21 protein-coding genes are annotated in these 21,270 nt (G+C 33.9%); 9 read left to right on the forward strand and 12 right to left on the reverse strand.

Annotated elements, in window-relative coordinates:
• The first annotated feature begins 296 nt into the window (after positions 1 to 296).
• From hemN to A9G31_RS09995, 3 genes are all read left to right on the forward strand, one after another.
• A complete protein-coding gene (gene hemN / locus A9G31_RS09985; protein ID WP_065561510.1) occupies positions 297 to 1,667 on the forward strand; it encodes an oxygen-independent coproporphyrinogen III oxidase in 1,371 nt (456 codons plus the stop codon).
• 199 nt (positions 1,668 to 1,866) lie between these two features.
• Positions 1,867 to 2,205, forward strand: coding sequence for a hypothetical protein (locus A9G31_RS09990; protein ID WP_065561511.1), 339 nt, complete (start codon positions 1,867 to 1,869; stop codon positions 2,203 to 2,205).
• A gap of 71 nt (positions 2,206 to 2,276) precedes the next feature.
• Positions 2,277 to 2,675 carry a hypothetical protein gene (locus A9G31_RS09995; protein ID WP_141671445.1) on the forward strand — a complete coding sequence of 133 codons (399 nt, stop codon included), beginning with the start codon at positions 2,277 to 2,279 and terminating at the stop codon, positions 2,673 to 2,675.
• A 114-nt stretch (positions 2,676 to 2,789) separates the two neighbouring features.
• Here the strand turns inward: A9G31_RS09995 and rsmC are convergent, their stop codons facing one another.
• Positions 2,790 to 3,824 (reverse strand): 16S rRNA (guanine(1207)-N(2))-methyltransferase RsmC, encoded by a 1,035-nt coding sequence (gene rsmC / locus A9G31_RS10000; RefSeq protein ID WP_065561533.1) that lies wholly within the window; start codon positions 3,822 to 3,824, stop codon positions 2,790 to 2,792.
• A gap of 94 nt (positions 3,825 to 3,918) precedes the next feature.
• Here rsmC and A9G31_RS10005 point away from each other — a divergent pair, with 94 nt between their 5' ends.
• The 6 genes from A9G31_RS10005 to cyaY all read left to right on the forward strand — a co-directional run bounded on the left by A9G31_RS10005 (position 3,919) and on the right by cyaY (position 7,210).
• Positions 3,919 to 4,326 (forward strand): DNA polymerase III subunit psi, encoded by a 408-nt coding sequence (locus A9G31_RS10005; protein WP_065561513.1) that lies wholly within the window; start codon positions 3,919 to 3,921, stop codon positions 4,324 to 4,326.
• Positions 4,295 to 4,756: a ribosomal protein S18-alanine N-acetyltransferase gene (rimI, locus tag A9G31_RS10010; RefSeq protein ID WP_065561514.1), complete on the forward strand. Its 462-nt coding sequence runs from the start codon at positions 4,295 to 4,297 to the stop codon at positions 4,754 to 4,756. The genes A9G31_RS10005 and rimI overlap by 32 nt, the downstream gene beginning before the upstream one ends.
• Before the next feature lie 35 nt (positions 4,757 to 4,791).
• Positions 4,792 to 5,412, forward strand: coding sequence for a thiamine diphosphokinase (locus A9G31_RS10015; protein WP_065561515.1), 621 nt, complete (start codon positions 4,792 to 4,794; stop codon positions 5,410 to 5,412).
• A gap of 84 nt (positions 5,413 to 5,496) precedes the next feature.
• Complete coding sequence (locus A9G31_RS10020) at positions 5,497 to 6,282, forward strand: hypothetical protein (RefSeq protein ID WP_065561516.1); 786 nt, start codon at positions 5,497 to 5,499, stop codon at positions 6,280 to 6,282.
• Positions 6,283 to 6,795, forward strand: a complete 513-nt coding sequence (locus tag A9G31_RS10025; RefSeq protein ID WP_065561517.1) for a surface-adhesin E family protein — start codon at positions 6,283 to 6,285, stop codon at positions 6,793 to 6,795.
• A gap of 106 nt (positions 6,796 to 6,901) precedes the next feature.
• Positions 6,902 to 7,210 (forward strand): iron donor protein CyaY, encoded by a 309-nt coding sequence (gene cyaY / locus A9G31_RS10030; protein ID WP_065561518.1) that lies wholly within the window; start codon positions 6,902 to 6,904, stop codon positions 7,208 to 7,210.
• 80 nt (positions 7,211 to 7,290) lie between these two features.
• Here the strand turns inward: cyaY and uvrD are convergent, their stop codons facing one another.
• The 11 genes from uvrD to A9G31_RS10080 all read right to left on the reverse strand — a co-directional run bounded on the left by uvrD (position 7,291) and on the right by A9G31_RS10080 (position 21,268).
• A complete protein-coding gene (gene uvrD, locus A9G31_RS10035; protein ID WP_081299402.1) occupies positions 7,291 to 9,474 on the reverse strand; it encodes a DNA helicase II in 2,184 nt (727 codons plus the stop codon).
• A 218-nt stretch (positions 9,475 to 9,692) separates the two neighbouring features.
• On the reverse strand, positions 9,693 to 10,406 hold the full coding sequence (yigB, locus tag A9G31_RS10040) for a 5-amino-6-(5-phospho-D-ribitylamino)uracil phosphatase YigB (protein WP_065561519.1): 714 nt from the start codon (positions 10,404 to 10,406) through the stop codon (positions 9,693 to 9,695).
• 2 nt (positions 10,407 to 10,408) lie between these two features.
• Positions 10,409 to 11,329, reverse strand: coding sequence for a tyrosine recombinase XerC (xerC, locus tag A9G31_RS10045; protein WP_141671446.1), 921 nt, complete (start codon positions 11,327 to 11,329; stop codon positions 10,409 to 10,411).
• A 9-nt stretch (positions 11,330 to 11,338) separates the two neighbouring features.
• Complete coding sequence (locus tag A9G31_RS10050; RefSeq protein WP_065561520.1) at positions 11,339 to 12,076, reverse strand: DUF484 family protein; 738 nt, start codon at positions 12,074 to 12,076, stop codon at positions 11,339 to 11,341.
• Between the two features lie 150 nt (positions 12,077 to 12,226).
• The gene (dapF, locus tag A9G31_RS10055) at positions 12,227 to 13,051 is read right to left on the reverse strand and encodes a diaminopimelate epimerase (protein WP_065561521.1); all 825 of its coding nucleotides are present in this window, start codon (positions 13,049 to 13,051) and stop codon (positions 12,227 to 12,229) included.
• A gap of 121 nt (positions 13,052 to 13,172) precedes the next feature.
• Entirely contained in the window at positions 13,173 to 14,426 is a 1,254-nt protein-coding gene (lysA, locus tag A9G31_RS10060; RefSeq protein ID WP_065561522.1) for a diaminopimelate decarboxylase, read from the reverse strand.
• A gap of 12 nt (positions 14,427 to 14,438) precedes the next feature.
• The gene (gene lptM / locus A9G31_RS11655; RefSeq protein ID WP_176700390.1) at positions 14,439 to 14,603 is read right to left on the reverse strand and encodes an LPS translocon maturation chaperone LptM; all 165 of its coding nucleotides are present in this window, start codon (positions 14,601 to 14,603) and stop codon (positions 14,439 to 14,441) included.
• A gap of 250 nt (positions 14,604 to 14,853) precedes the next feature.
• The gene (recG, locus tag A9G31_RS10065) at positions 14,854 to 16,947 is read right to left on the reverse strand and encodes an ATP-dependent DNA helicase RecG (protein WP_065561523.1); all 2,094 of its coding nucleotides are present in this window, start codon (positions 16,945 to 16,947) and stop codon (positions 14,854 to 14,856) included.
• A gap of 5 nt (positions 16,948 to 16,952) precedes the next feature.
• Positions 16,953 to 19,061, reverse strand: coding sequence for a bifunctional GTP diphosphokinase/guanosine-3',5'-bis pyrophosphate 3'-pyrophosphohydrolase (spoT, locus tag A9G31_RS10070; protein ID WP_065561524.1), 2,109 nt, complete (start codon positions 19,059 to 19,061; stop codon positions 16,953 to 16,955).
• An 18-nt stretch (positions 19,062 to 19,079) separates the two neighbouring features.
• Positions 19,080 to 19,370 carry a DNA-directed RNA polymerase subunit omega gene (gene rpoZ / locus A9G31_RS10075; protein ID WP_065561525.1) on the reverse strand — a complete coding sequence of 97 codons (291 nt, stop codon included), beginning with the start codon at positions 19,368 to 19,370 and terminating at the stop codon, positions 19,080 to 19,082.
• Between the two features lie 155 nt (positions 19,371 to 19,525).
• Positions 19,526 to 21,268, reverse strand: coding sequence for a SulP family inorganic anion transporter (locus A9G31_RS10080; protein ID WP_218056451.1), 1,743 nt, complete (start codon positions 21,266 to 21,268; stop codon positions 19,526 to 19,528).
• Positions 21,269 to 21,270 lie beyond the last annotated feature (2 nt).

A 21,270-nucleotide genomic window follows, 5' to 3' on the forward strand; every position in this document is an offset into this window, starting at 1 on the left:
AGCATGTGTCTTGATATCAGTAGGAATATAATCTATTGGATTATATTCCTACTGATAATTTAAACTTAGAATCCATTATTTTTATTCAGTCAATTAATAATTAACAGTGAGCAAATCATAGTGCCAATATTAATTATGTTAAGTTTATATTTTGGGTTGTTGATTTGCACATTGTTATATTTAAATAAAACTAATCGAATCAAAATTAAAACCAAAATCAAGAACCAACAAAAAACAATAGTAAAAATTCATAACAATAACAATACTAAAGATAGACATAAGTGGAAGTAAAAAGCATGACTGATACGCAATTATGGGATCAAGCGTTAATTGAAAAATATAATTATTCTGGCCCAAGATATACCTCTTACCCTACTGCACTTGAATTTAACGAAAAATTTAACGAGCAGGAATTTTTATCGGCGGCAACTCGTTATCCCACAAAACCACTGTCGCTTTATGTGCATATTCCATTTTGTCATAAGCTTTGTTATTTCTGTGGTTGTAATAAACTTATTACTCGCCAAACACAAAAAGTTACCAAATACCTTGATATTTTAGATATTGAAATTGCTGAACGTGCAAAATTATTTAAACATCGCACGGTAACACAAATGCACTGGGGGGGGGGTACACCGACTTTTTTAAACGATGCCGAAATTACTCGATTGATTAGCTCGTTAAAAAAGCATTTTAATTTTGTTGCTAATGCCGAACTATCCATCGAAATTGATCCGCGTGAAATTACACCGCAAACAATTGACCATTTAGCAAGTGTTGGTTTTAATAGGTTAAGTATGGGAATTCAAGATTTTAATCACGAAATCCAAAGCCTAATTAATCGTGAACAAGATGAAAAATTAATACGGTCTCTTATTAATCAAGCACGTAAAAATAATTTTCACTCAATTAGTTTAGATTTAATTTATGGCCTACCAAAACAAACCATTGAAAGTTTTGCCGAAACGCTTAATAAAGTGATTGAGATTTCTCCCGATCGTTTAAGTGTTTTTAATTATGCCCACTTACCAAGCCGTTTTGCTGCCCAACGAAAAATTAAAGATGATGATTTGCCTAATGCCAATCAAAAATTACAGATCCTACAAACAAGTATTAAAAAGTTAACTGAATCTGGTTATCAATTTATCGGCATGGACCATTTTGCTAAGCCTTATGATGATTTAGCTATTGCTCAACAAGAAAATAAATTGCATCGTAATTTTCAGGGGTATACAACTCAAGGTGATACTGATTTACTTGGACTTGGTGTGTCGGCCATTAGTATGTTAGGTGATAGTTATGCGCAAAATCAGAAAGATCTAAAAATCTATCAAACCCAAGTTGAGCAAAAAGGGCATGGATTATGGAAAGGATTCACTTTAAACCGTGACGATAAAATTCGTCGTGATGTGATAAAACAGCTTATCTGCCATTTTCATTTAGATAAAAATGTTATTGAACAACAATACCAAATTCAATTTGATGATTATTTTGCTGAAGATTTAAAATTACTGGCGCCATTGCAAAAAGATGGATTAGTGACAATCAATAACAATATAATCGAAGTCCAACCTAAAGGACATTTATTGATACGCAATATTTGTATGTGCTTTGATATTTATATGCGAAAAATGGCAAGGCAGCAGCAGTTTTCTAGGGTTATTTAATTTGAAGTCGTTTGTCAAATTGCTGTAAACAATATGAGTAATTCCTACAAAGTAAATATTATGTTAATATTTAGTCTAATTTAATAAAAAATAACAAATAAATTATTTGTTTTATTGTGATTAAAGGTTAGCTTTTAAATTCACAATTTTAGCCTTTAGACATGAAATTTTTATTTTTAATAAGGAGTATATTGATAAAATGGCATTGATGAATAAATTAGTAGAAGTATTTCCAACTCGCCCTTTAAAAGTCATGAAGTTAAAGCAAGAAAGCTCATTACATCAAATAAGAAGATTACTTGCAGCAATACTTCTCTTTGCGTTAGCTTTATTTATGGCCATAAGAAATTATCCTGGATTAATTGATGATTATAAAATATCACAGAATCCAGTTGTGGTTGACTATGATGTAGAAGGAACATGTCGTGCAAGACGTATGGTTGATAACTGTTCAGTAAAAATTACCACTGATACAGGACAAGTTATTAAGCGTGATTATACTTTCATTGGGGGAAAAAAGGAAATTATCAAGTTGTAACTGTCGCTTCAGCCGATGATCCATCACTAATAACAATCAATTTAGCTATTGATAATATGCGGACTGTATTTTTGACTACTACTGTTCTTATTCTTTTATTGTTGTTGGTTACATGGATGAGTTTAGGATGTTTCTTAAGAACACATAAAATGATAAAAGTTATCAATGAAATTAACGGGCAAAAATTAACACCTGTTATTGTACCAGTTAAATTAGTCTCTTATGGTAAAATAATAACTGCCTTATATCGTGCAAGCAATACACAAGGAATAAATGCTAAATATGCAGCCAATTTTAATAAAGACTCAAACGGAGGACCAATCATTATAGGTGATAAGATTAGAAATAAATGTAATGTGTTGGCCGTAGTTGGAGAAAGCAACTCCGTTCCTATTCTTCTTGACCAAGAATTTATGCGCTGTGATTTTACTTATAATGAAATGCAGGCATTAAAAGAAGCTCTCTCTTAATCCAGATATGATATCAAGAATAGTGAAATCAGTTTGTTTTTAAATAGTTAAATTTTATACATAGGGCGATAACATCGCCCTATTTTTTTAAACAAAATAAACAAACTACACTTATTAATGGCTTGCTAGATAAACCTTAAATTTTGTCGTTTGTGCAATCACTTCAACGCTTTTGAATGTTTCATCTAAAATGGTTTGATACGGTAAAAATGAATTTGCCACAATGCACAAATAACCATTTAATTTTAGGTGTTTTTTTGCTTCTTTGATTAACGTATTGACGGCAGTGTAATCAGTCTGTTTACCATCATGAAAAGGTGGATTCGAAACAATAAGGTGATATTTATCATTTAGATTTGAAAAAACGTCACTCGCTACAACTGTGGCATTAACATGATTACGGTTTAACGTGGCTTTACTTGATTCAATTGCTGCACTGCTTACATCAGATAACGTTAGTGCTATATCAGGGTATAATTTCCCTAGTACCGTGGATAAGATGCCCGAACCACATCCCACATCTAATACATTACCTTTAATGATATCAGTATGATCCATCAATGCATTTAACAGTAGTTCACTGCCAGCATCTAACCCTTTTTGGCTAAAAACACCGGGTAAACTTTTGATTTCAATATTCTGATTTTCAATAGTTAAATGATAACTTAACCACCATTCATCAAGATCAAAAGCTAAACGGCTATCCGCCTGAAAATGATATAAGCCACAGCGCCTTGCACTATCGATTTTTTGAATTGTACCAAAATCACTCAATAAAGTTTCCGCACTTTTTACACCGGTTCTATTTTCACCAATAATAAAAATATCACTACCTTTTGGCATATTATGCAATAAATAAGAAAGCTGGAATTGTGCTTCACTTTTAGTTTTTGGCCAATAGTAAATCAACGTATTCATTCCAACGTAAAAATCCGCTTCAGGCAATAATGAAAAATAGGTGTGATTGCCTCGTGCACTAGTTTTTAGACGTAAATAAGTATGAAATTGTGTGCAATGAATCTTAACTTGATTTGCCGACATAATAGATGGATAACTATCCTGAATATCACCAGCTATCAACACATTTTTATCGTTAAAAAATGTTTGGTGACGCTCAAGTACTTGACTTGCTGGAGTAAAAGCAGATATTGCCATATTTCCTCAATGAAAAACCTTTATAAATTGATGCATTGATTATACAATTAACTATCTTTAATCTCTAATAAAAAACAGTAAGTCAATAATGACACAACAAGATTGGTACCTAAAACAGTGCAATATAACTCAATACGTTTTGAGGAATGCCAATGTTTTCAAAGGTGAAATAGCAACACAAATAAGTGAAGACATTAGGTTGATTGTGGTTGCAGAACAAAAACCAACACAAAAAATCTATTATGATATTTTAAATGCTATCCATCTAACTGAAGAACAAGTATTGTTTTTAACGCCACAACAATTAATTATTCCTGCTGATGAAATTAAAACAGTAATTTGGTTTATTGATATTACCTTGGATGAGTCATGGGTTAACCCATTAACTATTCAAACAACCAGTCTAGATCAGCTTGCAAAAACACCACAACAAAAACGCCAACTATGGCAAAAATTATGTCAATATGAAAACCATTTCCACCCTGACCGAACATGATTTAATAGAAGCTTTTGAATTAGAACAGATTTGCCATGCTATTCCTTGGTCAAAACAGACATTCTTTTCAAACCAAGGTGAGCGTTATCTCAATTTTAAAATAACGATTAATAATCAAATGGTTGGATTTTGTATTTGTCAATATGTAGCAGATGAAGCAAATTTATTTAACATTGCAATACATCCCGATTTTAGAAAGCAAGGACTAGCAAGAGAGCTGCTCAACCATTTGATAGATGCGTTAATTACGATAAAATCACCCTGCCCAATCTCAACACTTTGGCTTGAAGTCAGACAATCAAATACGCCAGCAATTAAGCTATATCACACACTAGGATTTAACCAAATAACGATTAGAAAAAATTATTACCCAACAACTAATGGTAAACAAGAAGACGCTATTATCATGGCATATACTTTAGCTTTATGATTTACCGTTAAAATTAGCAAAAGGAAAAAAGTGTAATGTCACAAAATAGAGCTTTACTCTTTATTAATGGCGAGCCACCACAACGCGACTTTCAACATTTAGATAAGTATACTTATATTGCTTGCACAGATGGGGCTTACCATAATTATCTGTCGACCTTGTCAATCGAACCAAACTTCATTATTGGCGATTTAGATAGTTATAATCCTAACAAAGCAATTCCATCTAAAACTCAAATTATTCACACACCCGACCAAAATAAAACCGATTTTGAAAAAGCAATTTTGTTTTTAGCAAGTAAAGGGGTGAAAGCATTTGATGTTTATGGAGCTAGTGGCCATGCTAGCGATCACTTTTTGGGAAATATTTCTGTTGCAATGAAATACTATCATCAGTATCAAATCACTTTTTATGATAATTATTGCCATTTCTTTTTTGCCAAACAGCATCAAGAAATAACCAATATAAAAGATCATATTATTTCACTAATGCCACTTTCAAAAGTAACCGGTGTAACCATTACTGGCTTTCAATACCCCTTAATTGATGCCACATTGTCGCTTGGAGAATTTGTTAGTTTAAGAAACAAGGCAATTAGTGACTTAGTTAAAATATCTTTTAAAAATGGTGATTTAATGGTTTTTGTCAAAAATTAAAGAATCTTAATTGACATGTAAGTTTACATTACCTTACAATGACTTTACAAAAATAAGTATAATTATCAGTCAAAGGAAATTTACATGCTTTTAAAAAAAATATCAGCCCTTGTTTGTTTTTCATTTTTTTCTTGTATATCTTTTGCACAAGACAATAATGAACAAAACAAAACTGATAAAGTGATCGATACATTTCTTCAATGCAATAGTCGGTTTTTTGAACAATTATCTGAACATGAACAAGTAATGAGTCAATACGTTGATTTAACGAAAACTCCAGATAATGTAACCTATATTCCTGTCGAATCTACTCAACAATCCGGCAACAATAAAGTTATGTTTAAAAAACCATTTATGTATCACAACTTAAAAGTGATTGGTTACCAAAATATTTATATCCCAACGGCTTTATCTGGTCAGTTTTTTTACTGGGGATTTATTTTTGATAATAAAGAAGATGAAATTATAAATTCTTTAAATAATATTAACTGGTCGCTATACAACACTAATATTTATATTGCAAACGCTAAAATTTATGATCGCAAAGCAAAACCTTCAGCATGGGAAGATGATATTTATGCTATTGACGGTGTTATTCCAAGGTTTGGTACAATAAACAAAGCGATTTATTTAGAACCTATTGAGAATAATCAAAGCAGTATTTTTTGTTCTATTCAAGGCGATTTAGATAAAGAAATGATTATTGCCACTCGCCCAGATCTAAAACCAATCATAGAAAAACAAGAAGCTGAACGAGAACAACGAATTAAGGCACACCAAGAAAAAATGCAACAAGAAAAAGAAAAACAACAATCTCAATCACAAACTAATCCAACAGAAACTAACTCAAAAGATGGAGATAACATTTAAATGAAAAAGGTCAGTTTATTTTTAATTCTCTTTTCTTTTGCAACATTCAGCCATGCCGCTGGTGAAGTAGCTGATACCAACACCAAAGCAAATGAAAACAGTGCCGTTGAAAGTTTAAAAGATCCTAGAGTAGGAGAACAATTCATTCCAACCTCAAAAACTAACGAAGATAATACTATTGGTTATTCATTTTTAGATAGAAAATCAATCAAACGTCACCCTTTCAACTCCAGAATTCGTGTATTTAGTGAAGTCACTAATTACAGTCCTGCATTGGTGCAAAAAAATGATGACGGTACTAAAACACCCTATCACTCCATAAAAATTGAATACTATGCCAATTGTGACAAAATGGAGTTAGCTAAAGGAAAACTTAGGACCATTGAAAATAACTTTGGCGACGGTAAATTAGTAAATACTCTTGAAATTCCAAACCGTTGGGTAGCTGTCACTCATGATAATGAGCAATATAAATTACTTGCTATTGCTTGTTCATTACCTCTTGCTAATTAATAATAATTAAATAAGCACCTATTTTTACTCTTGCCACCTTGCTGTGGCGGAGTATATTCATTTATGCTAATATCATTCCATTATTTATTTAAATGAATATCCCTTTATGAATATCACAGAATTCCACACCCTTACCGATCAATTATTCAATAAAATCGAACTATTTTTAGATGATTATGTCGATGAACATGACATCGATCTAGATTATGAAACAAATGGCAATGTTATTACCATTAGTTTTCCCAATGGTAGTAAAATCATTGTTAATACCCAAGAACCACTCTTTCAGGTATGGTTAGCCACACAAAAACAGGGTTATCATTTTGATTACGTTAATAATAGTTGGATTTGCAATCGAACCGACAAGTCCTTTGACCAAATTTTTTCTGAATCTGTAAAAGAACAAGCTAATTAATAATATTTATAAAAAAGGGAATTAGCTTAATACTGAATTCCCTTTCAATAGAGTAAATTACAAATTTATTTTCAAATAATTTATAATAAAGTAAGATTTGCCAATTTAACTACTAACCATTTAATACCTTCATTAACAAAAGCAATTTGCACTCGTTTATGATCACCTTCACCATCAAGATTAACAATAGTTCCTTCACCAAAACGTTTATGTGACACTTTACGGCCTAATTTATAACCATCACATTGAGGTTTCTTTTTAGGAGGATAAGATTTTCTTTTCTCAAATGACATAGTACCCTGATAACTAATTTCATTTAATTTATCAGCTGGCAATTCAGATAGAAAACGTGAAGGTAAATTACGTTCTTCACGACCATATAGACGCCTTATCTGAGCTAATGACAATGTTAGGCATTTACGTGCTCTAGTAATGCCAACATAGGCAAGACGCCTCTCTTCTTCCATTTTGTCGAACTCTTGGGAGGATCTTAAGTCTGGAAATATACCCTCCTCTAATCCAACAATAAACACATGATCAAATTCAAGACCTTTAGCTGAATGCAGGGTCATCAACTGAACTGAATCTTGTTCATTAATTACATCCCTACTTTCTAGTGAGGTATAAGCCAAAAACGATTCTAAAACCGTCAATGTTTTACCTGTTTTACTATCTTGAATAACAGTATTTTCATTAGAACGATAGAATTGCTCAGCAGCTGACACGAGTTCTTCAAGATTCTCTATTCTTGCTTGCCCTTTGATACCAGGTTCTTGTTCATACATTTGCAATATACCTGATAACCTAATAATCGTATCAATTTGCTTATATAATGGTAATGCATTCACTACATCATAGATATATTCCATCAATTCAAAAAAACGGCCCATATCCGCACGCTGTCTTTCAGCCAATACATTACTTTGTATTAGCGTTATACTCGCATCCCACAATGAAATATTATGTTGTTTTGCTATCAATCTAACTTTATCTAACGTGGCATCACCAATACCTCGTGTTGGTGTGTTAATTGTAGCTTCAAACGCCATATCATTATTGTGATCATGCAATAGTCGTAAATAAGCAAGCGCTAATTTGACTTCTTGGCGTTCATAAAAACGAATAGAACCATAAATTTGATAAGGTAACCCTGCTTGTAACAAAGTATCTTCAAGTATGCGTGATTGCATATTATTACGGTATAAAATAGCGCAATTAGAAAACTTTTCACCTTCTTGATGGCATTTTTTTATTTGATCAACAACAAACCTTGCTTCATCAATATCATTAAAACCAATATAAAGTGAAATCTGTTCTCCATCACCTCTATCTGTCCACAAGTTTTTGCCAAACCGATTTTTATTTTGTGCTATTAATTTATTGGCTACATCTAAAATATTACCTGTTGAGCGATAGTTCTGCTCTAAACGAATAATTTCAGTTTCTGGATAATCTTTACTAAATAACTTAAGATTATCTGCATTGGCACCACGCCAACTATAAATGGACTGATCATCATCACCCACAATCATCACATTAGCTGTATTGCCTGCTAGTTTTTTTACTAACTGATATTGAATCTTATTAGTATCTTGAAATTCATCGATGAGTATATTATAAAAACGATTGTGACAATAATCTAAAACTTCTTTATCACGGCAAAGTAGCTCATGGGTTCTTAGAATTAATTCAGAAAAATCAACATAGCCAACTTTATCACAAATATATTGATAGTCATGATAAATTGTTTTCCACATGGCTTGTTTAGGATCTTCAGGAACAATGTCATCAGAACGAAGTCCCTTCTCTTTTTGAGAGGAAATAAAACTAGCACACTGCTTAGCAGACCACTGTTTTTCATCCATTTTAAGTTCACGAAAAATTCGCTTAATAAGTCTGATTTGATCTTCTGTATCAATAAGTTGAAAATTAGGCGGTAACTTAGCTTGCTCAGGGAACATTCGTAATAAGCGATGGGTTAACCCATGGAATGTACCCACCCACATACCATTAAAATAACCTTCCCCTACTAATGCTTGAATACGTTCTTGCATTTCAGAAGCTGCTTTATTGGTAAAAGTGACCGCAAAAATTGAACCTGGCGAATAATGCTTTTCAATACAAAGCCAAGCAATACGATGGACTAAAACTCGTGTTTTACCACTACCAGCACCTGCAAGAACAATGGAATATTGATTATCAGTGGTAACTGCATTTTGTTGTTCTATATTCAGACCATCTAATAATGATTTACAAACTTCCATTAGATTCAAACCTATTTCGATAATTGAAAACGTCAACCAACACTAATGTTGGGTGTGCTTTAATATTTTTGCCATATTTTAAGATATATTTGCCGACTGCAATCAAATAGAAAATAAAAATATGGCTTACTCATTAAATATAACACAATGTCATACCTAACAAAAATCAACCAATCTTTACGTAAATTAACTGTTTATTTACACAGTTAAAAGAAACATTATAGCAGATTCTCTAATTCTGGCAATTGTGTTATTTCGATGTGAGGTAAACATCTAGTATCATTAAGCTGAAAAATATCCTGATTATAAATATTAATAAAGCAAGCTAAAAAGCCGTTATCAATTGCTCCATTAACATCCGTTAATAAATTGTCACCCACATGTAAAATAGAGTGTGATGGAATATTAAGTTTGTGAGATGCTAAGTCAAAAATTTCAGGAAAAGGTTTTGAACGGCCATGTTCACCACCACGTAGTGAAAATTGAAAATAATCACCTAAGCCAATTTTGTTAATATCAACATTACCATTAGTAATAACAGCCAAAGGATATTTAGTGGCTAATTTAGTTAATAGTGTATGCGTTGATTCAGGAACGTTCATCTTATGCCGCCAAACATTAAAACAACTCATTGCTTCGTCGATGACATCAGCAAATTTTGATGCTGGTATATTAGTTTTATTTAATAGCGATGTAATTGTTTGAATTCGCCAAACAATAACATCGTGATAAATTTCGGGGTCAGATGCAAGTACAGCACGCTTTTCAGCAAAATATTCGGGTAGCGTAAGCGTGCGTAATTGTTCATAACCTTGAAGGGTTTTGATCATTTCGTCTTCCGCTTTTTCAACGATCATGCTGTTATTGTATAACGTATCATCTAGATCGAAAGTAAACGCCTTAATCGTATAAATAGATCGATAAAAGTGCATCGTTATTTTCCCCTTTTAGCGCGTGGATGGGCTGAATCGTAAACTTCAGATAGATGTGTAAAATCTAAATGTGTATAAACTTGGGTCGTTGATAAATCAGCATGCCCAAGCAACTCTTGTACTGCACGTAAATCGCCACTTGATTCTAACATATGAGTTGCAAAAGAATGACGTAATTTGTGAGGATGAACATGACTGCTTAGTCCTTGTTTAACTCCCCACTGAGCAAACCGTTTTTCAACATTTCGTGGTGAAATACGCTTACCTAATTTAGAAATAAATAAAGCATCATCTTGTGGTGCTAAAAAACCTCTCATTAACAACCAGTGTTTAATCCATTTGATAGATTCTCGTCCCAATGGCAATTTTCGCTCTTTATTCCCCTTACCCATTACGCGAATTTCACCATCAATAAGATTCAATTCTCGACAATTAAGACCGACTAATTCAGAAAGGCGTAAGCCAGAACCATACATAACTTCAAGCATAGTTCTGTCACGAACAGAAAGCGGATCGTTATGATCAATATCAAGCAGTTGATTAATTTCGTCAATATCAATATTTTTGGGTAAGTGTTGACCTAATTTTGGGTTTAGCACACCTCGAGCCGGATTAGCAGTAAGCAGCTCATTTTTAACCATCCAATCACAAAAACTACGCAATGCAGAAAGTCTTAACGATAAGCTTCTTGCTTGTAATCCTGTCTGTTTGCTACGACTGATTAACAATCTAACTGCAGATGAATCCAAATTTTGCCAATTCGAAATTTCAGCTTCACTTGCCAACGAAATAAGCGCATAAAGTTGACGCCGATAATTAATCTGAGTATTTAAGCTTAACTGCTTTTCTGACTTTAGATAATTTAAAAATTGATCAACAGGCAACGTTAATGCCATATTATCATTTTTATTAGACTGCGCCATGATATGTCCTTATTTTGTTCGCATAATCCATCTACTAATTAAAATTGGTAAAATTTCACTCATTTTTTCAAGTACTAATGTTCCTTGCCCAGCTTGATAATGTTCTGGATTAGCACTAGTAAACATTAAAAGCCCCAAATCACCAAATTGACCTAACAAAGATAATGCCACTGAGCCAACATAACCATGTTCATCAGGTAATAAAAAATCAAGCTCAGTTGAATTTAATGTACCTAAATATTGTTGACTATACTGGAAATGTCTAACACGAATAAAATCAAATTGTGATGAATCTAAAGCTATATGATGGTAATTTGATGGCGCACTAAGCAACCATTTGTCACCAAAAAGATATAAATAAGCACCACTAAGTCCTAATGATTTTGCCCATGTGTTTAATAAAACAATAAGTTGATTTAGATCCTGTGCTTTAATTAATTCAATTTGTAGATCCATTAGCTGATTAAACAACAATTCGTTGGCACTGGCATGTTCCAGTAATAATGAAATTTCGCACTCTAATTGGTTAATTTTATTGCGCTGACGCGCCATGTTCCATTCTGGTAAAGAAATCATTCCCCTGACAGGATGAGGCACTCGCATACACTCAACATGCCGAGCATTTCTCATAAAAAAGTCAGGGTTATCAATAATATATTGGCAAACGATTTCATCATTTAATTTTAATGATGAAGGCGAGCGTCGAGCTTTTTTTGCTCTTAAATTTCGTGTGTTTTTACCAACCATAATTAGCGTCTATTATATTACCGTGTTATCTCATATTTTACTGTCTTCCCTTTAATAAAAAATTCAATAAAATCAATATTCTAGCAGAGAGTTTTCGCTTTATAATTTTCTGACAACACGTTTTAGAGTTTATCGGAATTGATATTAAAGTTAAATAGCAATAAAACCATCATATACATGTGTAGCAGGTCCAGTCATATAAAGTGGTTGATTTCCACCTTTCCATTCAATCAATAATTTGCCACCAGGTAAATTAACATTAACATGTTGGTTTAATAATCCTTGATTGATGCCTACTGCCACCGCTGCACAGGCGCCAGTACCACAAGCTTGTGTTTCGCCAACCCCACGTTCAAATACACGTAAATTAATGTTATTGCGATCAATAATATGCATAAATCCAATATTGGCACGTTCAGGAAAGCGTTCATGTTGCTCTAATAATGGACCTAGTGTTGTCACTTCTGCAGTTACAATATTATCAACTTGAACAACACAATGTGGATTACCCATAGATGCAACACCACATAATATAGTCTGTTCTTGTGCTCGGATTATATAAGTTTTTTCTTCTTTGATAGCTTTGAAAGGAATTTTGTTAGGTTCAAAAATAGGCTGTCCCATATTAACACGCACGGTATTATCATCATTTACGGTTAAAACAATATTGCCTTTCATGGTACTAACTTTTAACACTCGTTTTCGGCTAAGGCCTTTTAAACGAACAAAACGTGCAAAACAACGCGCTCCATTACCACATTGCTCAACTTCAGAACCATCTGAATTAAAAATACGATAATGAAAATCACTATCTGGTACATAAGGTGGCTCAACAATAAGAAGTTGATCAAACCCGACACCAGTATATCGATCTGCCATACGTTTAATCATTTCTGTCGAAAGATGAACATTCTGCGTCACAGCATCAATAACCATAAAATCATTTCCGAGTCCATGCATTTTTGAAAAGTTCATCGCTAGTTTACCTTCTGTTGTCAAACATGTTTTTATTTTTTACTTTTAGTTAAAATTGTTTATCAACATCAACTAAAAGAGGAATGCTATTATGACTAAGCATTCAATAACCTGTTAAATATTATAAAACTACTTCACCTCGCCACAAATCATCAAAGGATTCACGCTGGCGAATTAATTTATGTTGTTTATCATCAATAAGCAACACTTCTGCTGGCCGTAAATGGCTATTATAATTCGATGCCATACTAAAACCATAAGCACCAGCACTACAAATTACCAACAAATCATCTTGTTTAACCGAAAGCTCACGCTGATAAGCCAATACATCGCTAGATTCGCAAATAGGCCCCACAACATTATAGACCCAAAATTCATCACCAGCCTGTGGTTGCTTTTCAGGTAACACTCTCATCCAAGCATCATAAAGAGCGGGTCGAATTAAGTCATTCATACCTGCATCGACAATTGCAAAATGGTTATTATCTTGGTGTTTGGTATATTCCACCTTAGTAATTAGCAAACCTGAATTAGCAACAATCGAACGCCCAGGTTCGAACAAAATTTCAATATCAGGATAATCAACTAATTTGTTCTTAAGCTCGGTCACAAGTTGCGACGCTGTTGGTGGTTGTTCGTTATCATAACAGACCCCTAAACCTCCACCTAAATCAATATGTTCAATTACAATATTATTAGATTGCAATTTATCAACCAAAACGAGTATACGATCGGCAGCATCAAGAAATGGTGACAATTGAGTTAATTGAGAGCCAATATGGCAATCAATACCAACGATTTTAATGTTAGCTAATGAGCTTGCCTTTCGATAAACATCTAAAGCTAACTCATAGCTAATACCAAATTTATTTTCGCGAAGACCTGTTGAAATATAAGGATGTGTTTTAGCATCCACATCAGGATTGATTCTCAATGAAATCGGTGCAATTTTACCTAATCTTTTAGCAACTTCATCAACCCGGTATAATTCAGCCTCAGATTCAACATTAAAGCACTTAATACCAACTTCAAGCGCACGTTCAATTTCAACTATTGATTTAGCCACACCTGAAAAGACGATTTTTTTAGGATCGGCTCCTGCTTTTAATACTCGTTCTAACTCACCTTGTGAAACAATATCAAAACCAGCGCCCAGTTTTGCAAGTAAACTCAAAACTGCCAAATTACTATTAGCTTTAACCGCATAACAAACCAAATGTTTATTATTAACCAAAGCATGTTCATACTCTAAAAACTGTTTACTTATGTATTCAGCCGAATAAACATATAATGGTGTACCATATTGCTTAGCAAGATCTGCTATCGCTATCTGATTGGCAAATAAGCGATTATGTTGATAATTTAAAAAATCCATCACTTTATTCCATTATGCAGTTTTAATAAATAAATCAGATTGAATTGAGACTGTGGTTATTTTTGCTTGTTGCATTGCTGTTTTTTCAACTGGACGATAGAGCGGGCCTTTTAATCCACATCCTACTAATGCCAATGTAACAAAACAGACAGAGAGTAATTTTATAGTTGATTTCATACAATTTTCGCAATTCTTTCCATTTTTTACAATGCTATCTATATTACACGATAGGCACATTGCTGCAAAGCGCAAATAATCATGCGGACATAAACAGGTATATAAAATAAGTAAATATATTAAATTAAAGGTACAAGGCTACATTCTATACATTAAGTTACTATGCAATAAACCGTTACACAATTTGTAGATTTGTAGAAATGATTCAGATTGATAATTTTAAAACTTATCAGAAAAAATCAGCTAAGTTTTATGCATTAATATACTTTTCACGATTTGGAAGCCAACAATCGACTAATTGTTCAGCAGTTTGTGGATGGTTTTTTTGGATGTCATAAGATATATTTTGAATTTCACTAATCAAATGCTGATCGCGAATCAAATCAACAACTTTAAAATTAGCCATTCCCATTTGCCTAGTTCCTAAAATTTCGCCACCACCACGAAGTTCAAGATCTTTTTGGGCAATAACAAATCCATCAGTACTTTCACGCATTACCTTCATGCGTGCTTGGGCAACTTTACTTAGAGGAGCTTGATACATTAATACACAATGAGATACTGCCGTGCCACGTCCAACTCGCCCACGCAACTGATGTAACTGAGCTAAACCTAAACGTTCGGCATTTTCGATAATCATTAAACTAGCATTAGGCACATCAACACCAACTTCAATAACTGTTGTAGCGACAAGCAGTTGAATTTTTCCTGCTTTAAACTCTTGCATGACAGATTGTTTTAAATCTGATTTCATTTTGCCGTGTACTAAAGCAATATTAAGATGTGGCAATCTTTGTTGTAATTCTTCTACTAGTATTTCAGCAGCTTGGGCATCAAGCGTTTCGGACTCTTCAACCAATGTACAAACCCAATAAACTTGGCGGTTTGCTAAGCAAGCTTGATTTACACGTTCAATAATTTCATCTCGTCGATTATTAGGTATTACAACTGTGTTAATTGGTGTTCTTCCTGGTGGTAATTCATCAATAACAGAAACATCTAAATCAGCATAAACGGTCATGGCTAATGTTCTTGGAATAGGCGTTGCCGTCATAATTAATTGATGCGGATAAAGATGTTCTTTAATTCCTTTTTCCCAAAGACTCAAGCGCTGATTAACACCAAATCGATGCTGTTCATCAATGATGACAAGACCTAACGAAGTAAATTCTACTTTATCAACAAATACTGCATGAGTACCAATTAACATAGTAATTTCACCCTTTTGAAGGCGCTCATAACGCTGTCGCTTATTTTTGGCAGTTAATCTTCCTGACAACCAATCAACACTAATACCCAACGGCTCAAACCAAGAACTAAAATTATTATAATGTTGCTCGGCTAATATTTCTGTTGGTACCATCAAAACCACTTGGCAACCATTTTCAATTGCATTCAACGCAGCTAAAGCTGCTACTAATGTTTTACCAGAACCAACATCACCTTGAATTAATCGCATCATAGGTACTGGTTTTGCCATATCGAGATAAATCTCTTGTACAACTCGCTGTTGAGCATGGGTTGGCGTGAAAGGTAATGATGATAAAAACGGGTTGATCAAGCGTTGAGTTGGGGAAAACAAGTGTGCCTGCTGTCTTTGATTATGTTTTTTTATCATTAACATACTCAAATGATAAGCAATCAATTCCTCAAAAATAAACCGTTTAATAGCTGGGTGATCACCCGACTCCAACTGTTCAATCTCAGTATCAATGGGTGGATTGTGAATAATATTTAAAGAATCAAAAGCCGACAAAAACCGACAAGCCAACTGAGGAGGTAAAACTTCATCTGAAGGATTATTTTTCAGCAAAATTAGCGCAGCCATAATTGACCGTCGAATCACAGTTTGAGTTAATCCATAGGTAGTTGAATAAATAGGTGTATATCTTTCTTGATCATCTTCTAACGTAATAGATTTTTCGTCTCGACTTGTTTTTAATTTAAATTGTGGATGAATTATTTCAAGATAATTTTTACCGCGTTTTATTTCACCATAAGCACTGATCCACTTACCTTTAATTAACGAAGCCTTCATGCTGGCAGTAAAATGCATAAATCGTAATATTGCAATACCGGAATCATCTTGAATATAACAAACTAGCATTTGTTTGCGACCAAAAGCAATTTCGCTTTTAATAATAACACCTTCAATTGTCGTAAATTCACCAATATTGGCGTCAGCAATAGCACAAGATGAAGTACGATCTTCATAACGTAAAGGAAAATGCAATAACAGATCTTTAACGGTATAGATACCTAATGTATTGAATTTTTTTTCTAGACTTTCACCAATCCCCGTTAGTTTTATCAACGGCAAATGGTCGAAAAAACGATTTATCATAATGACTAATTTATATTTCGTTTAACACTTACTACATCAGGTTGTAGTAACATTTTACGAATTAATTCATTAAGTTGTTGGGTATTTTTTACTTCTATCTGTAGAATAACAGTATAAATCTGCCTATCTTTTTCTTCGGTATTTAGCCATTGCAAGCGAGTATTTTCATCATTAATAATTGAAAGTATATGCGCCAAGGAACCTTGAGTATTTAAAATATCGATCCAAATTTCAGCAACAAAACGTTGAGAAATATCTGCAGCCCATTTAAGTGAGATATATTTTTCTGGATTGTTTTGATAACCACTAACATTTCGACAAGATTCATGATGCACTATTAACCCCTTCTCAGGACTAACATGCCCAACAATAGGATCATTAGGAATCGGATGACAACACTTAGAAAACGTAACAGAAACACCTTCACTGCCAGTAATAACAAGAGTTTTGTTTGACTCTAATTTATTTTGCATCAGCACTTTATGTTCTAGACCTTTGGCAATAAAATGGCTCATAATATTACCTAATCCGATTTCGACCAAGACATCATCAAAATTGGACAATTTGGCTAACTCAACCACTCTAGCCTTTTGGCTTTCTGACAGTCCATCAATACCGCCAGATTTAACTAACGAAAGATTAAATAAACGTCGACCCAATTCAATTGCATCTTCACGCTTAAGGGTTTTAAGCGCCTGACGAATACGCGACTTCGCTCTAGCACTAACCACAAAATTTAACCAACTAGCATTAGGATGGCCTTCAGGAGAGGTAATAATTTCAACAGTTTGCCCACTGCTTAACGGTTGTGATAAAGGATAAGGTCTACGATCAACAATTGCGCCAATACATTGATAACCAATATCAGAATGGACTGCATAAGCAAGATCGACGGCTGTTGCTCCTTCTGGTAACTGTACAATACGCCCTTTGGGAGTAAAAACGTAAATTTCTTTAGGAAACAAATCAGATTTAACGTTTTCGATAAACTCGAAAGAATTCCCTACACTTTGTTGCAATTCTAACAGGCTTTGCATCCAGCGCTGGGCTTTAATTTGCGCAGTAGTATTGTTTAATTCATCAGCTGCATTATACGCCCAGTGAGCAGCAACACCCATTTCTGCCATCTGATCCATATCTTCGGTACGAATTTGGACTTCAACAGGCGTACCGTGAGGACCTATTAACGATGAATGCAAGGATTGGTAGCCATTCGCTTTAGGAATAGCAATATAATCTTTAAAACGATTAAGACGTGGTTTATACAAATTATGCACCAGTCCAAGAGCACGATAACAAGCATCAACATCATTTACCACAATTCTAAAATTATAAATATCCATGATAGAATGAAAATGTTGCTCACGCAGTTTCATCTTTTGATAAATAACATAGATATTTTTCTCGATACCAGTAACTTCTGCATCAATATGAGCGTCATGTAATCGACCTCGGATTTCAGACAGAATTTGTTGAATTAGCTCTTTTCGCGTATTTCGTGCTGTTTTAACGACTTTTTCAATCACTTTAGCACGATTTGGATGCATTGCTGTAAAGCCCAAAATCTCAAGTTCTGTTTTGATGTGATTGATACCTAAACGATGAGCCAACGGTGCGTAAATTTCAAGTGTTTCTTTAGCAATGCGACGACGTTTATCAGGTCTTAAAGCACCAAGTGTACGCATGTTATGCGTACGATCAGCAAGTTTAATTAAAATAACTCGCACATCTTCGGTCATAGCAAGCACCATTTTCCGAAAATTTTCAGCTTGAGCTTCTTGTCTGTTACGGAATTTTAATTTATCGAGTTTAGATACACCTTCAACTAAAGTAGCAACATGTTTACCAAATTTGTCTGTAATATCTTGAAAGGTGACAGGAGTGTCTTCAATTGTATCATGTAAAAGTGCGGCAATAACTGTTTCATAGTCAAGCCGCATCTCAGCTAAATACGTTGCGACTGCAACTGGGTGAGTGATATAAGGTTCACCACTACAACGGAATTGCCCTTCATGTGCATTTTTAGCAAAAAGATAAGCATCTTGAATCAATTCGACTTGTTTAGACGGAAGATAAGATGCTACAACCTCTTTTAAGCTATCAAAATATTGCATAAGCAATTCCTGTAAAGCTTATTCGTATGACGGTGTATTTTCGAGAAGAATCGACTCATGAAGTGTTGCGCGTGTTTCTTCTTCTTCATGTTGACGCGCTTGAAAATCAGCAATATCAAGAATTTGTTTATTGACAAGACCATCTTCAATTTCACGTAGAGCAATAACGGTTTCTTTATCGTTCTCTTCTGGAACATGTGGTGATTTATTTTCCACTTGCAGTTGACGAGCGCGTCTCGCTGCCACAAGAACGAGATCAAAGCGATTACCAATTTTTTCTACTGCATCTTGAACAGTTACACGTGCCATTTTTACCCCTAAATTTTTTACTAAAATGCTTCATTTGAAAGATCTAATATTGTACTTAAATTTATAGTAGATTGTCCATATTAATATTACTTTATCTGTCGATAATCTAGTGATCTCAGATAATAAAAAACAAATTCCACATATTTAATGATTGGTCATGATAAATGTTTAGATTCATCATCAGTTTTATTACCCATATGGTCTTTACTTTGAACTAACCGAACAGCAAAATAAAGATCATAAGCAAACTCAATATACTCATCATCAAGCTTAATATTCATCTGTTTAAACCAGTTTTTAAGTGTTTTACGCCGGCCAGATAAAATTAGAGTAGCATTTCTTACTTTTAACGACTTCACTAATTCATCAATCCCTGACAACACACTCACATCTTTATAAGTAAAACACGGGATTGCATCGACAATAACATAGTTTATTGGCTCTTTAGATTCATCAATATAACTGATAATTCTTCGTTTAAAATAAGCGATATTAAAATAAGTTAGCGGAGAATTAAATCGATAAATCATTGTATTACTAATTGGTTGCACATCTTGGCTTATTGAATGAATTCGACCACTTTCATCAACACCCAGTAATTGATCTTTCGGCCTAAATACCCGACGTAAAAATAAAAATAACCCGAGTAGAACCGCTAACGCCATACCGGGAATAATACCTATAACAAGTACTGAAATGAGTGTTATCAAACTTAAATAAAAAGCGTCTCGATCAAATTTAAAAAAGCGAACGATGGTTTGAAAATTAATGAGTGAAATTGAAGAATATATTAAAACCACCCCTAACACGCAAGTTGGAATATATTGTAAAGGCGAAAGAAAAAACAATACCACAATACCAATTAATATTGCTGCAATAATCGAAACTAGTTGCGTTTTACCTCCATTAGCATCATTTACAGCAGTTCTTGATGATGTACCACTAACAACAAAACCTTGTGATAACCCTGCAACAATATTGGCTATACCTAACGCTTTAAATTCAACATCGGCATTGGTTTCATAGTTATTTTTTGATGCGAAACTGCGTACAGTTATCATCATACTAACAAAACAGATGATAGCGATATTAAGTGAAGGAACAACTAAATCACGCATTAATCCTTTATCAAAATCAAGCCATGACTCGGTAGGGATAAAATCACTGCTAACATTACCAATAATACGAATATTAAAATATTCAAAATTAAACGCCCACGAAAAAAACGTCATCACAATAACGGCTAATAAAGGAGCAGGATACAGGGGCTTTAATCGCTTTAAAGCAATTAAAATAGACAAAGTAAAAAAAGAAACTAGCGCAGTGCCTATATGGATTTCAGACAATTTAAAAGGGAAATAGACAATTCGCTCAATCAAATAAGAATAATCGTAGCTAAAACCTAAAGTTTTGGCTAACTGATCGACCATAATGGTAATTGATATGCCATTAAGCAAACCAATTAAAATAGGCTGACTAAGTAAGTCGGCTAAAGCACCAAGATGCAACTTTCCAGCAATGATACACCAAATGCCAATCATTATTGTTAATATAATAACTAATTGCCAGCGCAATATTGGATCATTAGCCGCTAAAGGAAACACAACCGCGGCAACCACAGCACAAGTTGCTGTATCAGGTCCAACAATCAGTTGTTTAGAAGAACCAAAAAGCGCATACACAATTAACGGCAAAATGGTCGAATACAGTCCAGCTATAGCGCCAACACCAGTCAATTCAGCATAAGCAATTGACACAGGTAACGAAACAGCAGCAACTGATAAACCAGCCTTAATATCAAAATTAAGATATTCTCGTTTATACTGTAATAAACTGCCTAATCCGGGCATCCATGCAATTAGTTTTTGAAAAAAAGTACTTTTTAACAAATCAGCCATGC

The sequence above is a fragment of the Gilliamella sp. Gris1-4 genome, from assembly GCF_001690335.1.
Taxonomy (GTDB): Bacteria; Pseudomonadota; Gammaproteobacteria; order Enterobacterales; family Orbaceae; genus Gilliamella; species Gilliamella apicola_P.

Bases quoted from the DNA above. Each gene is read 5' to 3' on its own strand.
- A9G31_RS10025 (WP_065561517.1), top strand. From the start codon at position 6,283: ATGAAAAAGGTCAGTTTATTTTTAATTCTCTTTTCTTTTGCAACATTC.
- spoT (WP_065561524.1), bottom strand. From the start codon at position 19,061: ATGCAATATTTTGATAGCTTAAAAGAGGTTGTAGCATCTTATCTTCCG.
- dapF (WP_065561521.1), bottom strand. From the start codon at position 13,051: ATGAACTTTTCAAAAATGCATGGACTCGGAAATGATTTTATGGTTATT.
- uvrD (WP_081299402.1), bottom strand. From the start codon at position 9,474: ATGGAAGTTTGTAAATCATTATTAGATGGTCTGAATATAGAACAACAA.
- rimI (WP_065561514.1), top strand. From the start codon at position 4,295: ATGAAAACCATTTCCACCCTGACCGAACATGATTTAATAGAAGCTTTT.
- A9G31_RS10080 (WP_218056451.1), bottom strand. From the start codon at position 21,268: ATGGCTGATTTGTTAAAAAGTACTTTTTTTCAAAAACTAATTGCATGG.
- cyaY (WP_065561518.1), top strand. From the start codon at position 6,902: ATGAATATCACAGAATTCCACACCCTTACCGATCAATTATTCAATAAA.
- rpoZ (WP_065561525.1), bottom strand. From the start codon at position 19,370: ATGGCACGTGTAACTGTTCAAGATGCAGTAGAAAAAATTGGTAATCGC.
- lysA (WP_065561522.1), bottom strand. From the start codon at position 14,426: ATGGATTTTTTAAATTATCAACATAATCGCTTATTTGCCAATCAGATA.
- A9G31_RS10020 (WP_065561516.1), top strand. From the start codon at position 5,497: ATGCTTTTAAAAAAAATATCAGCCCTTGTTTGTTTTTCATTTTTTTCT.
- A9G31_RS10015 (WP_065561515.1), top strand. From the start codon at position 4,792: ATGTCACAAAATAGAGCTTTACTCTTTATTAATGGCGAGCCACCACAA.
- lptM (WP_176700390.1), bottom strand. From the start codon at position 14,603: ATGAAATCAACTATAAAATTACTCTCTGTCTGTTTTGTTACATTGGCA.
- recG (WP_065561523.1), bottom strand. From the start codon at position 16,947: ATGATAAATCGTTTTTTCGACCATTTGCCGTTGATAAAACTAACGGGG.
- hemN (WP_065561510.1), top strand. From the start codon at position 297: ATGACTGATACGCAATTATGGGATCAAGCGTTAATTGAAAAATATAAT.
- A9G31_RS10005 (WP_065561513.1), top strand. From the start codon at position 3,919: ATGACACAACAAGATTGGTACCTAAAACAGTGCAATATAACTCAATAC.
- yigB (WP_065561519.1), bottom strand. From the start codon at position 10,406: ATGCACTTTTATCGATCTATTTATACGATTAAGGCGTTTACTTTCGAT.
- xerC (WP_141671446.1), bottom strand. From the start codon at position 11,329: ATGGCGCAGTCTAATAAAAATGATAATATGGCATTAACGTTGCCTGTT.
- A9G31_RS10050 (WP_065561520.1), bottom strand. From the start codon at position 12,076: ATGGTTGGTAAAAACACACGAAATTTAAGAGCAAAAAAAGCTCGACGC.
- A9G31_RS09990 (WP_065561511.1), top strand. From the start codon at position 1,867: ATGGCATTGATGAATAAATTAGTAGAAGTATTTCCAACTCGCCCTTTA.